At 65.2% G+C, this 1,355-nt stretch carries 2 protein-coding genes; both read right to left on the reverse strand.

From position 1 onward, the window contains the following. Nucleotides 1-103: 103 nt before the first annotated feature. Nucleotides 104-343, reverse strand: coding sequence for a PilZ domain-containing protein (locus tag ACXJL8_RS41165; protein WP_456619349.1), 240 nt, complete (start codon nucleotides 341-343; stop codon nucleotides 104-106). 107 nt (nucleotides 344-450) lie between these two features. Further along, nucleotides 451-1,355: glutamate synthase-related protein (locus ACXJL8_RS41170; protein WP_456687049.1), on the reverse strand; the 905-nt coding region annotated here is incomplete at its 5' end.

Here is a 1,355-nt window from a genome sequence, read left to right on the forward strand (position 1 = left end):
GAGTTGACGAGCCTTCGCCAAACTCAATCCTCGGAGTATGGGTCCCGGCCTTCGCCGGGACGACAGCGGAGCAAGAGGCGTGAGCTTGCCCCAAGCATAGACCTCACCCGAACCGCACCCCGATCCGCTTTTCCTTGCGCCAGACCACGGTGCACCGCAGATGGGTTCCGTCGGCCTGGATGAACAGGGTGAAATGCTCGGGGATGCCGAGGGGGCTGGTGACGTCGAGGGCTGCGCCGGTGTCGGAGAAATTGCGGACGGTGCAGTCGATCGCGCCGCCGCCGAACTCGATGGTTCCGGCCTTCAAGACGCGATGCCTGGCTTTGTCACGCCGCTCGTCCATGGGTCTAATTTACACCCAAAGCTGACGCAGATGTTAAACCCTGGGTTGGCTCCCGACGAAATTACGTGAAGACCAGGCCCGGTGGTATCATACGGTGGACCTGTGCCTCACAGCGCCGGCTGGAACGTGTCCGCCCGCGCCATCCGCCAGGCCTCGCCGAACCGCGGGTCCTCCGTACCTTCGAGCAATTCGCCCGGGCGCAGCGAGGGATAGAGCTGGGCGAAGGACCTGACCTGGGTCGACGAGCTGCGCTGGCTGAAGTGGACCGGCCGCAGCTGCTGCGGATGCGTCAGGCCGGCCGCGGCAATCAGCTCGGTCAGCGAATGCAGCGTCGCGTGATGATAATTGTGCACGCGGTCGATCTTGAGCGGCACGTAGAGCGCGCGCGCCCGGGTCGGATCCTGCGTTGCGACGCCGGTCGGGCAGCGGTCGGTGTGGCAGCTCAGCGACTGGATGCAGCCGAGCGAGAACATGAAGCCGCGCGCCGAATTGCACCAGTCGGCACCGATCGCCATCGCGCGCGCCATGTCGAAGGCGGTCGCGATCTTGCCGGAGGCGCCGAGCTTGATGCGGTCGCGGGCATTGATGCCGATCAGCGCATTGTGCACGAAGTTGACGCCCTCGCGCATCGGCATGCCGAGATGGTCCATGAACTCCAGCGGCGCGGCGCCGGTGCCGCCCTCATTGCCGTCGACGACGATGAAGTCCGGATAGATGCCGGTCTCGAGCATCGCCTTGCAGATCGCCAAAAATTCCCAGGGGTGGCCGATGCAGAGCTTGAAGCCGGTCGGCTTGCCACCGGAGAGCCTGCGCATCTCGGCGATGAACTGCATCATGCCGACCGGCGTGGAGAAGGCGCGGTGCGAGGCCGGCGAGATGCAGTCTTCGCCCATCGTAACGCCGCGGATCTTGGAAATCTCCTCCGAGACCTTCGCCGCGGGCAGCACGCCGCCATGGCCGGGCTTGGCGCCCTGGCTGATCTTGAGCTCGACCATCTTGATCTGGTCTGTGC

The organism is Bradyrhizobium sp. P5_C11_2, assembly GCF_054049755.1.

Coding starts and splice junctions, on each gene's coding strand:
- ACXJL8_RS41165 (WP_456619349.1), bottom strand. CDS start 343: ATGGACGAGCGGCGTGACAAAGCCAGGCATCGCGTCTTGAAGGCCGGA.